We start from the raw sequence: 13,074 nt of genomic DNA, 5'->3' as shown, positions 1-13,074 counted from the left end.
CTTAGGCTTCGTAAAATAAGGCTGACATTGCTTTATCGGCCACTTGAGATGACAGCGATGCGGCAACGGCTTCGTCTGAGTAGTCTTGGTGTTTTTCTGGGTTCATGCCTAATTTTTTAATTAGCTTCATGTCGGCATCGGCCTCTGGGTTTTCGGTTGTGAGTAATTTATCACCATAAAATATTGAGTTAGCGCCTGCAAAAAAGCACATTGATTGCATTTGCTCGTTCATGGCGCTGCGCCCTGCCGATAAACGCACATAGCTGTGTGGCATCATAATACGGGCGGTAGCTATGGTACGTATAAATTCAAAATGATCTAAATCGTCTACGTTTTCAAGCGGTGTGCCTTTTACTTTTACCAGCATATTAATAGGTACGCTTTCAGGCTGTTGTGGTAAATTTGCAAGCTGCATTAATAAACCGTAACGGTCGCTTGCTTGCTCGCCCATACCGACTATACCGCCTGAGCATACTTTCATGCCGGCATCGCGTACGTGATCTATGGTATTTAACCTGTCTTCAAAGGTACGCGTAGATATAATTTGCTCGTAATATTCAGGCGAAGTGTCGAGGTTATGATTGTAGTAATCAAGCCCTGCGCTACTTAGCTCATGTGCTTTTTCGTTGGTAAGTTTACCAAGCGTCATACAGGTTTCTAGGCCAAGTTCTTTTACTTCTTTAACCATTTTAGAAATATACGGCATGTCTCTGTCTTTTGGATCTGACCATGCTGCGCCCATACAAAAACGGGTTGCGCCTTTTTGTTTAGCTAGGCGTGCTTGCTCTACCACTTTTTCTACTTCTAGTAGGCGCTCGCGCTCTAAATCGGTTTTATAATGCCCCGATTGCGGACAGTATTTACAATCCTCTGGGCAAGCCCCTGTTTTAATAGATAATAAAGTAGATATTTGTACTTCGTTAGGATTAAAATTAGCGCGATGAACCGATGCCGCTTTAAATAATAAATCGTTAAATGGCATTTCAAATAATGCCTTTACTTGGGCGTGGGTCCAATCGTGGCGAACAGGTGCAAGTTCCATAGTAGTCTCTTATTTTTCTCAGTGGTGATGTTGGATTAGTCTACGTCTTGAAGTACCATTGTCAACGAAACCCACCACGTTAAAGTTTACATATGAACAAAAAACAAACGATTGACCTTGATTTTGATCGTGACCATATTTGGCACCCTTACACATCAATGACACAGCCTATTCCGGTTTACCCTGTTACTCATGCAAATCATAATTTAATTTACCTAGAAACCGGCGAGCAACTCATTGATGGCATGGCCTCATGGTGGAGCGCAATTCATGGCTATAATCATCCGGTATTAAATAACGCCATGATTGAACAAATTAATAACATGAGCCATGTAATGTTTGGCGGCATTACCCATAATAGCGCAGTAGAGCTGTGTAAAAGGCTTATTACAATTACCCCTAAAAGTTTAACTAAGGTGTTTTTAGCCGATAGCGGATCGGTAAGTGTAGAAGTAGCGATTAAAATGGCGCTGCAATATTGGTTAAGCCAAGGGTTTACACACAAGCAAAAATTAATGACGCCGTATAAGGGATATCATGGTGATACATTTGCCGCTATGAGCGTGTGCGATCCGGTTAATTCTATGCACAGTTTATATAAAGGTTTTTTACCAGAGCATGTGTTTGTACCCGCCCCTGTAAGTAAATTTGATGGCGAGTTTAACCAAGCAGAAGCCCAAACGCTTGAACAATACTTTAAAACGCACCATCACGAGGTAGCCGCCTTTATTATTGAGCCCATAGTACAAAACGCCGGCGGCATGAACTTTTATCACCCCGCGTATTTAGCCTGCGTTCGTAAATTATGCACACAATATAATGTATTACTGATTTGCGATGAAATAGCCACAGGGTTTGGCCGCACAGGTAAATTATTTGCTGTAGAGCACGCTAATATAGAGCCAGATATTTTATGTATTGGTAAAGCCCTTACCGGTGGCTCAATGACTCTTTCGGCCACACTAACCAGTGATAAAATAGCCACAGGCATTAGCGAAGGTGAAGCCGGCGTTTTGATGCACGGACCTACATTTATGGGCAACCCGCTTGCCTGTGCAGTTGCGTGCGCCAGTATAGATTTACTTTTGGCACAAGATTGGCAACAACGCATTAGCGATATAAACACTCAACTACAACAGCTTAAAAAGTGTAATGATTTAGATGCGGTAGCCAATGTGCGTACCTTGGGCGCAATAGGTGTTGTAGAGCTAACTGATACTGCTGGCAATGTAGATGTTGCTAAAATTCAAGCCTTTTTTGTAGAACAAGGCGTATGGATTAGACCCTTTGGTAAACTTATTTACCTAATGCCCCCGTATATAAGTGACTCAGCCAGTATAAACACCTTATGTGATGCCATTTACACTGCAATTGCAGGTAAGCATTACTGCTAAGCGTTAAATTATACCTAAGAGGCATAGTCATTATTTGCCTGTTAGGTATTAATTTTGCTCAGGTTTTGAGCTTTGCATTGACGTATTTGTTATATTGATTTTCGTAAATATTACGGATATGATAATGTCTATCATTTACAATTACCTTTTCGGACTCTTTACTATGAAACACCTTTCTAAATCTGTAAAAACATTAGGTGCAAGCTTATTGTTAGCTTCTGCTTTTGTAACGCAACCGGCGCTAGCTAACGGCCCAATTGGTGAGCACGTAAACCATTTACAAGAAAACATTAAAGACTATTCAGAAGAAGTTGAATGGATGGTTGGTAAAGTAGACACCATGGTAACTGACTACAGCAAAAGCGGTGCAAAGGCTGTAAACAGCGACGATTTAATTGAATATTGGGAGTCGGTTAAGTTTCACAGCGCCATTGAAACTAACTTTGTGCCTGTATATGCCTCAATTTGGCAAGGCATTTATGGTGTAAAAATGGCTATTGATAACAACAAGCCTGCCCAAGAAGTGCGCAATCAGCAAAAAGCCATGAACATAGCCTTGTGGCAAGGTCTTGGTGCTGTTAAGCTTGCGGCAAAATTCCAGCAAAAAGGCTTACTTGATACAGTTAAAGCCACTGCTACAGAAGGCATGACCCAAAGTGCCACCATTGACGAAATCAAGCACAAGCTTGACCGTGTTGTTGCTAAATTTGCAGAGCGCTTAAACGAAGAAGCCACTGAAATTGTTCACGATACGTATTTACACCTTTTTGAAGGCGTAGAAGGTACGCTTATCGAACAAGATGCAAAACTAGTAGAAGTGCTGGAAAAAGATTTTAACGTAACACTACCGCAAACAATTAAAAGCGCTAAAAGCGTTGATGAAGTACGTGACGTGGTAAGTGATATGCACACTAAATTAGACCGCGCTAAAACGCTAATAGAAAAAGCGGAGAAGTCGCGTAAGGATGTTTTTTAAGTGAAGCGTAGGACCTTTATACAAGGCCTAGCTGCGTTAGGGGTTGTTGGCGCTTTGCCACTGCCCCTTTCTCGCGCACTAGCTGCCGATATAGCAAACCCAGTTTCTGTTGATAATTTACCAAAGCTTAAAGGTGATTTAACCTTATACCTAGGCCGTGGTGAAGGTGGTTTGTATGAAAATGTATTACAAGCGATTCAGAAAAAAAATCCTGACTTTAACTTAGCTATTCGCCGTGGCCCGACTGCTGCACTTGCCAATACTATAGTGGCAGAGGCAAAGGCAGGTGTGCGCCGCGCCGATTTATTTTGGGCGGTTGACTCAGGCGCTATTGGCCTAGTTACCGATGCAGGCCTTGCAAAGCCCCTACCAAGTGATTTATCTGCACAGTTACAACCGCAATTTAGATACGATCAATGGGCGCCGGTTACCGGTCGGATCAGAACCTTGCCGTATAACACATCGCGTTTAACCAAAGATCAAATTCCCACAAGCATAATGGAAATTGCAGATAGCGATTTATCAATTGGTTGGGCGCCTGCTTATGCATCGTTTCAATCGTTTGTTACCGCTATGCGTATTTTAGAAGGCGATGATAAAACCGCTAAATGGCTTAAAAAAGTTAAAAAGCGCGCTAAAACATACGCCGGTGAACTCGGTGTTGTAATGGCGGTAGAACGTGGTGAAGTAGATATTGGTTTTGCTAATCACTACTACACGCTGCGTCTTAAATCGGGTAAACCAGATGCTAAATTAGACTTAGCCTTTACCGAGCAAGATGCAGGTTGTTTAGTCAATGCCTCGGGTATTTTAACGCTAAACGATGACCCACTTGCTACTAACTTTATGCGTTACTTATTAAGCGAAGAAGTACAAGGTTATTTAGCCCGAGAAGCGTATGAAATACCGCTTGTTAATGGCATTACTCAACCGGCAGGCTTACCGTCGCTGAGTGACATATCTCCACCAAAGGTTGATTTAACTCAACTTGCGGATTTACGCCCCACCATCAACTTGATGCGCAACAACGGCGTTTTATAAATGCGAATACCTGCTTCTTACCCAATGGCGCTGCTTGCAGCGCTCATTACGATTACCCCTGTTTATATTTTAATTACCCTTGCTAGCGACACCAGTACCCTATTTGACAGTCATAATTTAAAAATACTGGGCAATACGTTATCGCTAATGGGCTTAACCGTATTAGGCTCAATTCTGATTGGGGTACCACTGGCTTTTATAAGTGCTTATGTGCATTTGCCTTTTAAAAAAATATGGCTGGTGATTTTTGCCGCGCCCTTGGCTATTCCAAGTTATATTGGCGCATTTACTTTGTACGCTGCGTTTGGCCCAGGGGGTGAAATAAATAACCTACTTGGCTTTGAAACCCCACCCATGTACGGATTAAGCGGTGCAGCCATTGTAATGACCTTGTATACCTTCCCTTTTGTAATGATGACCACACGCTCGTCATTGCTCAGTTTAGATGCCAGCATGGTAAATGCAGCGCGCACCTTGGGTATGTCGATGACACAAAGTGTGTTTAAAGTAATTTTACCCCGTGTAGTTAACGGTATTGCAGCGGGCTCATTATTAGTGGCGCTGTATACGCTTTCAGATTTTGGTACACCTGCAATGATGCGCCTAGATACCTTTACCCGGGTAATTTACGTAGAATACAATGCGTTTGCATTAGGGCGCGCGGCAATGTTGTCGCTGCAATTAATGGTTATTGTTGGCTTTTTACTTTTAATAGAATCCCAAATAAAAACCGCCTCTGAACGACACGGTCGCCCACTGGTTTTATTTCCAACTAAATGGCAAATAACCGCAATGATTGCTGCGTTTGGCCCTATTTTATTGTTAGCTATTGGTTTACCGCTGGCGATATTTTTTGTTTGGTTAGCACGCGATGGTTACAGCAACTTTGACTTTAGCATAGCGTGGAACTCAGCGTACGCCTCAGCCATTGCAGCCATGGTGGCGGTTATCGTGGCTATCCCTGTTGCTCATGCCGCATTAAGCGGAAAAGCCGGCAGAATAATGGAGCGTGTTACCTATTTTGGTTTTGGTATTCCTGGCATTGTGATGGGTACCGCGCTGGTATATGGCGGCTTGCAACTCCCGTTTTTATATCAAACATTAGCGCTTCTGATTATTGCTTACATGCTACGATTTTTACCGCTTGCAGTTGGCTCTATTCGCACTAGTACAGAGCATTTAGATCAAAGCTTAATAAAGTCGGCGCGCGTATTAGGCGCAAGCCCGCGTGAAGCCTTTACTCGCATTACCCTGCCGCTAACAATGCGTGGTATTATTGCCGGTGCTGCATTGGTATTTTTAGAATCAATGCGCGAGCTTGAAGCAACGCTATTGCTAGGCCCGACCGGGTTTGAAACCCTTTCAACCTATTTATGGCGTGTGTACGAAGCCGGTTATTTTGGCCGTGCTGCCATTCCCGGTTTATTGTTAGTGGTGATTTCTGCCTGTGGCTTAGCTATTATGATGTCTGGCGAAAAACGTAACCAACTCGAACATTGAGGATTTAAAAACAAATGCTATCTGTAAGCCAGTTGTCTATAGATTACGGCAGTAACCGTGTAGTAAGCGATTTAAATATATCGTTAGGTGAAAATGAAATTCTCATGCTAGTAGGCCCTACGGGCTGCGGTAAAAGTACAATATTGCAAGCACTTGCAGGGCTTATCCCCATTAGCGAGGGTGAAATAAACGTAGGCAAATGGCGCGCAACACCAAAACGTAATGTGCCCCCTGAAAAACGCAGTGTTGGTATGGTGTTTCAAGATTTTGCATTGTTTCCTCATTTAACGGTTGAGCAAAACATTTGTTTTAGATTAAAAGACACCGCCATTGCCGATCATTGGATTAAACTACTTGGTCTAAATGATTTTAGAGCAAAAAAGCCAGCCACCCTCTCTGGTGGTCAAAAACAGCGTGTAGCACTTGCCCGTACACTTGCTCACCAGCCAGATTTTGTGTTACTTGATGAACCACTTTCTAACCTTGATGCCGCATTAAAAGATATGCTGCGCTGGGATATAAGAAACGCCCTAAAAGAAGCGGGAGTGCCTGCCGTGTGGGTTACTCACGACCAAGAAGAAGCGCTTTCGGTAGGTGACCGTGTAGGTGTATTACAAAACGGTAAAATACAACAGCTCGACAGCCCTGAACAATGCTTTAGCATGCCAAACAACCGCTTTGTAGCACGCTTTTTAGGTGAGGCAAGCTTTATTGCTGGGCAGTTTGAAAATGGCCAAGCAACCACTAGCATTGGCGTAGCACCAGGGCAAGGAATAGACTGCGAAAGTGGCGATGTAGATGTGTTGCTTCGCCCTGACGATGTACAACTTATTCAAAACTTAAATCAACCTAACGGTGAAGTTGTTTGGGTACGCTTTGAAGGTGGCAGCCGTTTATGTGCGGTTAAATTAAGCTGTAATACGCTCGTTACTAGCCGTGTAAGCCACGAGGTTGTGGTTAATCCGGGTGACAGCGTTCATGTATCTATTTTTACTACTCACCCGCTGGCTGTGTATAAAAAACAATAATTAAACTATGAGGTAGCTATGTCTAAACAGGGCCCTAATCCAAATAACCCTGCCCCTGTTGAGGGCTTTCCTCAGGTTGGCTTTTTAAAAAACTTTATTACCTCGCCTAATATAGTGGTGGGTGATTATACCTATTACGACGATCCTGACGGCCCTGAAAACTTCGAAAAAAATGTCCTTTACCATTTCGATTTTATTGGTGATCGAGAGGGTCTGTTTATCTTTCGAGATTAAATTTGCAGTAGTGTGTTTGGTTTTTAGACAAGGCAGAGCCTATGTAGTGTGGTTATTTCACATAAATAGGCGATAACGCAGTATAAAGACCAAACACGCACTGCCCGAAGGGTTCTGCCTAGGGGCAATTAACTCTTTGTTGCCTACATGGATGTAGGTAAGGGGCGTGAGCAGGATGCGGAAGCTTTGCTCCGTTTTCACTTAGCCCACTAGGTCACAAACCTCGCGCCGCGATTAAATTGCCACTAGTTTGAACAAATTTTAATCCTGAAAGGTAAACAGACCCTTATTGGGAAGTTTTGCGCTATAGCTAAAAACGTGACCTTTATAATGAACGGCGCTAATCATCAAACCGCGGGGTTTTCTACCTATCCATTTTTTATATTTGGCAACGGCTGGGAAAAATCGGCCCCACAGGCTGGCGAGTTACCCTTTAAAGGCAATACAGTTATCGGTCAGATGTATGGATAGGTTATGACGCAACCATAATGCCAAGGGTAAATATTGGCAGTGGCTCTATCATTGCAAGTAAATCGGTGGTTACCTGCGATGTAGCCCCTTATAGCGTGATAGGTGGTAATCCGGCAAAAGTAATTAAGCCCAGGTTTGATAGCAACACAATAAGTACGTTATTAGATATAGCTTGGTGGGATTGGAGCAATGAAAAAATCACTGCTCATCTAGATGCCATTACTCAATGTGATTTAAGCGCTTTAATAAAGCTTAAATAACCCATAAGTAATACTCACCTACCACTCAAACATGTACGCCATTTTACTAATGGTTTTTAAAGGCACGTTATGCGTGTTGCGCTTAGCGTATAAATGCTGCATAGACTTGTCTTTTACTTCACCAACAATAACTTCTTTAACTTGATAACCAAGTGCATGTGCTGCTTGAGAGTACGCAATAAACTCCCATTTTTTTATATTGGTGTTATCAACAATTACAAGCGGAATATTTTGCGCTAAAGCATTTATAAAGCGCGCTAAATTTAAATTATGATATTGCGGTAGTTTAAATTTATCAAAGTGATACTCGCCCTGTTCATTGACAAAGTAGTCATCGGTTGAACATATTAAATACTGGCTTGTATCTACTCCACCAAGCTCATCGGCTAGGGTTTGTGCATAGTAAGACTTACCACTTCCTGGTAGCCCTCTTAAAATAAAAACTTGTTTCATAGCATCCATTTCTGGGTAATGGTAAATATTAAATAGTTAAAATTATGATGTGCTGATTTACCGGCTTAATTGTTACTTATTATTTCATCATTGTAAGCCATTATAATAACGCTGAAGCAGTTAGCGCGCCCACTAGCTTACAAATTTTGCTCGGTGATTGAATAGCCTTAAGGTTGGCTAATTTCAATCCGTAGAGTCAACACGCAGTAATAATGCCACAAAATCACTAAATTTCAGAGCACCAAATAACAATAGTGGTAATTTAAAGCAAAAAACGCTTTAAAAGTAACCCACTTGCATAAAAACTTTTAAAGAGTTGCTCACAATAGTTTTTTTATTTTATTTAACTAGGTAAGATACACGGTTCAAGTTCAACGCACTAAATTTAACCGCTGCGTTGAGTAGTTAATATTATACAGTTAGGCAACTTATATCATTGGAGTGAAGATGAGCCATTTAGCGATTTCAGAGCTATTAAAAGGCAATGTTGCGGTAGACAGCCAAGTAACAGTAAAAGGCTGGATCCGTACACGCCGCGATTCAAAAGCAGGAATATCATTTTTAGCCGTTCATGACGGTTCGTGTTTTGATCCTATTCAAGCGGTAGTTCCTAATTCACTAAATAATTATGATGAAGTTACTAGCTTAACAGCCGGTTGTTCTGTGTCGGTTACTGGTGTGTTAGTGCAATCTGCAGGTAAAGGTCAGTCATTTGAAATTCAAGCTAATTCTGTAACAGTTTTAGGTTGGGTAGAAAACCCAGATTCATACCCTATGGCCGCTAAGCGCCACAGCATTGAGTATTTACGTGAGCACGCTCACCTTCGCCCACGTACAAACATGATAGGTGCGGTAACACGTGTGCGTAACTGTTTAGCGCAAGCTATTCACCGTTTTTACCACGAGCAAGGCTTTTACTGGATCAGCACCCCAATCATCACAGCCAGTGACTGTGAAGGCGCAGGTGAAATGTTCCGCGTATCAACACTTGATATGCAAAACTTGCCACGCACTGATAAAGGCGACGTTGATTACAGCGAAGACTTTTTTGGTAAAGAAGCCTTTTTAACGGTATCTGGCCAGTTAAATGGTGAAACATACGCATCGGCTATGTCAAAAATTTACACCTTTGGCCCAACATTCCGTGCAGAAAACTCAAACACGTCTCGTCACTTGGCTGAGTTTTGGATGGTTGAACCTGAAGTAGCATTTGCTGATTTAGAAGATATTGCAAAACTTGCTGAAAACATGCTTAAGTACGTATTTAAAGCGGTACTTGAAGAGCGCCGTGACGATATGGAATTTTTTGCACAACGTATCGAAAAAACAGCAATTAGCCGTTTAGAAGAGTTTGTAGAAAAAGACTTCGCCCAAGTTGATTACACTGACGCCGTAGAAATACTTAAATCATGTGGTAAAAAGTTTGAGTACGCCGTTGAATGGGGTGTAGATTTACAATCTGAGCACGAGCGCTACTTAGCTGAAGAGCACTTTAAAGCACCGGTTGTTATTAAAAACTACCCGCGCGATATTAAAGCGTTTTACATGCGCCAAAACGAAGACGGTAAAACCGTTGCCGCTATGGACGTTGTAGCACCAGGCATTGGTGAAATTATTGGTGGTTCACAACGTGAAGAGCGCCTTGATGTGCTTGATGCGCGTTTAGATGAAATGGGCTTAAACAAAGAAGATTACAGCTGGTACCGCGATTTACGTAAATACGGTAGCGTGCCACACTCTGGCTTTGGTTTAGGTTTTGAACGCCTAGTTGCTTATGTTACAGGTATGGGCAACGTACGTGATGTAATTGCCTTCCCTCGTACTAAAGGCAGCGCAACGTACTAATCAAATTAATTGATTTTAAAAGCCAGCTTTTTTGCTGGCTTTTTAATGCCTGTTGTTTTTAATTATGGCTTTGTTGAATACTGTTTATAAATTAGAGATTTATAAATTTTGAACTATAGTTTTATAACGTATTCGTTATTTGGCTAATAGCATGATAAAAAACCTTATTTTAGCAGCCACCGTTCTGCTTTCTTCCTCTAACATTGCAACGTCAGTTTCTGATATCGCCCCCGTTCACAAGCCTTTACTTATTGGCGGTTCTTCTTCGGTCTCGCACCTGTTGCTTTTATTAAAGCCCAATTATGAAGAGCAAACAAATACGGCCATGCAAGTCCGCTCCATGGGCAGTACTAAAGGCATTAAAGCCATAGCACAAAACATTATTGATATTGGTACTTCTTCGCGCTATTTAACCAATGAAGAGCAAGAGCAATACCCTCATGTACGTCAAATTGTTATTGCGCAAGATGCGCTGGTATTTTTTACTAACAAAAAAAATAACATTGATTCGCTAAGCGTAGAGCAGCTCAGCGACATTTACGCGGGCAAATATAAAACGTGGCAAGAAGTTAACCCAGATTATAAACCAGAGACACAAAGAGATAATAAAATTCTTCTGTTTAGTAAGGCCTATAACCATGGCACCTTTGATATTTTATTAGAGTTTTTAAACCTATCTTTTATGCGGGTTCCAAATGGTAATACAATTAAACTAAAGCAGGCAGGTAACCACGGGTTATTTCCTAAAATGGAAGTGCAGATGTATGACGAATTTAACCAAGCCCTTGGCATAGTACAACGCATGCCCAATGCCATTGCTTTTGACTCTTACGGTGCAGTCTCGCAGCTGCTTGGCTCTAAAAAAATAAATAAAATAAATTTACTGGGTATCAATGGCGTTAACGTTTCAGATGAAACTATTAAAAATGGTGAATATACGTTTGTTCGCCCCCTAATTTTATTGGTAAATAGCCAATCTAGCCGCTCTGTAGAACAAGCAGAGGTGTTGCTCAATTTATTAAAAAATAAGCGTGTTTTAGATACTTTGTCAGCGCATCATTATTCTATGCTTGAGGTGGAATAAAAAAAGCCGCAGGAACCTAAGTTCACCGCGGCTTTACAACCAGAATATGTTTATAGCGCGTTTTCAAGCTGCGGTAATACCTCAAATAAATCAGCAACCAGGCCGTAATCAGCCACCTGAAATATAGGTGCGTCTGGGTCTTTATTAATCGCCACAATAACTTTTGAGTCTTTCATACCTGCTAAATGTTGAATAGCACCACTTATGCCCACGGCAATATACAGATTTGGCGCTACGATTTTACCTGTTTGCCCTACTTGCATATCGTTAGGTACAAAGCCTGCATCAACGGCAGCACGAGACGCACCAATCGCAGCGCCTAACTTGTCAGCAATACCGTTTAATAAAGCAAAGTTTTCACCATTTTGCATGCCACGACCACCCGATATAACTACCTCTGCTGCAGTTAGCTCAGGACGCTCTGACTCGGTTTGTTCAACACTTACAAAGTCACTTAATTGAGTATCACTTAGCGTATCTAATGCATTTATGCTGGCAGGTGATTGTTGGTTTTGTAAGTCAAAACTACTCGCTCGTACGGTGATCACTTTTTTACTATCAAGCGATTTAACCGTGGCAATTGCATTACCGGCGTAAATGGGCCGTTTAAATGTATCGCTATCTATTACTTCTATTATTTCTGACACTTGCGCGACATCTAAAAGCGCTGCAACGCGAGGCATAAAGTTTTTACCTGTGGTGGTTGCACTGGCAACAATATGCGTATAATTATCGGCAATAGCTAAAACAAGCTCGGCCATATTTTCAGCTAACTGATGCTGATAAAGTGCATTATCGGCAGTGAGTACAGTTGTTACACCTTCAATACCGGCAACCTGTTCGCTCATTGCGCCTACATTTAAACCCGCAATAAGTACATCTATATCAAAGCCTAATTTACTTGCCGCATTGATTGTTTTTGAGGTTTCTGGTTTTAGTGCACCGTTATCGTGCTCTGCAATTACAAGTGTTTTCATTTAAATCACCTTTGCCTCTGTTTTAAGTTTCTCTACCAGCTGGGCTACATCTTCAACAATAATACCGCCACTGCGCTTAGCCGGCTCTTCTACTTTTATTAGCTGTACGCGGGGTGTTAAATCAACACCTAACGAATCTGCTGCTATAACATCGAGTGGTTTACGCTTTGCTTTCATTATATTTGGCAGCGATGCATAGCGAGGCTCGTTTAAGCGTAAATCGGTAGTTACAATAGCGGGCAGTTTTAGTGCAACAGTTTGCAAGCCACCATCTACCTCACGGGTTACATTCACTGTGTTACCGTTTATATCCACCTTAGAGGCAAACGTACCTTGGCCGCGCTTAGTTAAAGCCGCAAGCATTTGGCCTGTTTGGTTGTTGTCTGAGTCAATAGATTGCTTGCCTAAAATAACTAGTTCTGGGGCTTCTTGCTCAACTAATTTTGCTAATAATTTAGCAATGTGCAGCGATTCTAATTTTTCATCGGTTTCGATGTGAATGGCTTTATCTGCACCTAATGCAAGAGCGGTGCGTAGCTGCTCTTGCGCTGCTTTTGCACCAATTGTTACCGCTATAACCTCTGTTGCAGTGCCCGCTTCTTTTAATCGAATGGCTTCTTCTATCGCAATTTCACAAAATGGGTTCATTGCCATTTTTACATTTGCTAAGTCAACGTCGCTGTTATCAGCCTTTACGCGTGCTTTAACGTTGTAATCGATCACTCTTTTTATTGGAACGAGAACTTTCATAGGAACTCCATCTATATTT

12 protein-coding genes and 1 pseudogene are annotated in these 13,074 nt (G+C 41.9%); 9 read left to right on the top strand and 4 right to left on the bottom strand.

Features of this window, described 5'->3' with window-relative positions:
- Window position 1: 1 nt before the first annotated feature.
- On the bottom strand, window positions 2-1,042 hold the full coding sequence (gene bioB, locus MTN96_RS04800; protein WP_248530848.1) for a biotin synthase BioB: 1,041 nt from the start codon (window positions 1,040-1,042) through the stop codon (window positions 2-4).
- Between the two features lie 92 nt (window positions 1,043-1,134).
- On the opposite strand from bioB, the gene bioA reads away from it, so the two are divergent.
- From bioA to MTN96_RS04765, 7 genes and pseudogenes are all read left to right on the top strand, one after another.
- On the top strand, window positions 1,135-2,436 hold the full coding sequence (gene bioA, locus MTN96_RS04795; protein ID WP_248530847.1) for an adenosylmethionine--8-amino-7-oxononanoate transaminase: 1,302 nt from the start codon (window positions 1,135-1,137) through the stop codon (window positions 2,434-2,436).
- 163 nt (window positions 2,437-2,599) lie between these two features.
- Window positions 2,600-3,412 (top strand): hypothetical protein, encoded by an 813-nt coding sequence (locus MTN96_RS04790; RefSeq protein ID WP_004586641.1) that lies wholly within the window; start codon window positions 2,600-2,602, stop codon window positions 3,410-3,412.
- Window positions 3,413-4,453 (top strand): extracellular solute-binding protein, encoded by a 1,041-nt coding sequence (locus MTN96_RS04785; protein ID WP_248450965.1) that lies wholly within the window; start codon window positions 3,413-3,415, stop codon window positions 4,451-4,453.
- Window positions 4,454-5,953: an iron ABC transporter permease gene (locus MTN96_RS04780; RefSeq protein ID WP_138685677.1), complete on the top strand. Its 1,500-nt coding sequence runs from the start codon at window positions 4,454-4,456 to the stop codon at window positions 5,951-5,953.
- Window positions 5,954-5,967: 14 nt separating this feature from the next.
- Window positions 5,968-6,981 carry an ABC transporter ATP-binding protein gene (locus tag MTN96_RS04775; RefSeq protein WP_248530846.1) on the top strand — a complete coding sequence of 338 codons (1,014 nt, stop codon included), beginning with the start codon at window positions 5,968-5,970 and terminating at the stop codon, window positions 6,979-6,981.
- Between the two features lie 18 nt (window positions 6,982-6,999).
- Window positions 7,000-7,215, top strand: a complete 216-nt coding sequence (locus MTN96_RS04770) for a hypothetical protein (protein WP_055253664.1) — start codon at window positions 7,000-7,002, stop codon at window positions 7,213-7,215.
- Between the two features lie 273 nt (window positions 7,216-7,488).
- Window positions 7,489-7,946, top strand: a pseudogene (locus MTN96_RS04765) (CatB-related O-acetyltransferase); the annotation flags it as partial.
- 18 nt (window positions 7,947-7,964) lie between these two features.
- Here MTN96_RS04765 and MTN96_RS04760 read toward each other — a convergent pair.
- Window positions 7,965-8,399, bottom strand: coding sequence for an ATP-binding protein (locus tag MTN96_RS04760; protein WP_004586647.1), 435 nt, complete (start codon window positions 8,397-8,399; stop codon window positions 7,965-7,967).
- A gap of 447 nt (window positions 8,400-8,846) precedes the next feature.
- On the opposite strand from MTN96_RS04760, the gene asnS reads away from it, so the two are divergent.
- Together asnS and MTN96_RS04750 are read left to right on the top strand one after the other, a co-directional pair.
- On the top strand, window positions 8,847-10,244 hold the full coding sequence (gene asnS / locus MTN96_RS04755; protein WP_024033570.1) for an asparagine--tRNA ligase: 1,398 nt from the start codon (window positions 8,847-8,849) through the stop codon (window positions 10,242-10,244).
- Between the two features lie 151 nt (window positions 10,245-10,395).
- Window positions 10,396-11,328 carry a PstS family phosphate ABC transporter substrate-binding protein gene (locus MTN96_RS04750; protein WP_248530845.1) on the top strand — a complete coding sequence of 311 codons (933 nt, stop codon included), beginning with the start codon at window positions 10,396-10,398 and terminating at the stop codon, window positions 11,326-11,328.
- Between the two features lie 50 nt (window positions 11,329-11,378).
- Here the strand turns inward: MTN96_RS04750 and MTN96_RS04745 are convergent, their stop codons facing one another.
- Entirely contained in the window at window positions 11,379-12,305 is a 927-nt protein-coding gene (locus MTN96_RS04745; RefSeq protein ID WP_248530844.1) for an electron transfer flavoprotein subunit alpha/FixB family protein, read from the bottom strand.
- Window positions 12,306-13,055, bottom strand: a complete 750-nt coding sequence (locus tag MTN96_RS04740) for an electron transfer flavoprotein subunit beta/FixA family protein (RefSeq protein WP_004586651.1) — start codon at window positions 13,053-13,055, stop codon at window positions 12,306-12,308.
- Between the last annotated feature and the right edge of the window lie 19 nt (window positions 13,056-13,074).

The sequence above is a fragment of the Pseudoalteromonas sp. 2CM28B genome, assembly GCF_023161935.1.
This window is presented reverse-complemented; position numbering and strand designations above follow the sequence as displayed.